The sequence below is a fragment of the Streptococcus sp. HMSC077F03 genome, from assembly GCF_001812375.1.
Lineage (GTDB): Bacteria > Bacillota > Bacilli > Lactobacillales > Streptococcaceae > Streptococcus > Streptococcus oralis_S.
This window is the reverse complement of the sequence record NZ_KV808795.1, coordinates 1-222: the sequence shown is the minus strand read 5'-3', so window position 1 is coordinate 222 and position 222 is coordinate 1. Positions and strand designations below refer to the sequence as shown.

Genomic DNA, 222 nt, shown 5'->3' with positions numbered 1-222 from the left:
GTCGATCAAGCTAAGTCAACTGGAACAACTGAAGTCAATTCAGTCAATCCGCAGCCAGTAGCGAAGCCAGCAGCCAAGCAAGCGATCGATGATGCGCTGAAAACTAAGGAAGCAGCCATTGATTCACGTACCGATTTGACGGATGAGGAGAAAGCTGCAGCGAAGGCTGATGCCAAAGCTAAGGCCGATAAAGCTAAGAAGAACATCGATAATGCAACAACA

General features: G+C 47.7%; 1 protein-coding gene. It reads left to right on the top strand.

All coding sequences use genetic code 11. From position 1 onward, the window contains the following. A partial coding sequence (locus tag HMPREF2853_RS10110; RefSeq protein ID WP_261674244.1) for a DUF1542 domain-containing protein occupies nt 1-222 on the top strand: 222 nt, incomplete at both ends.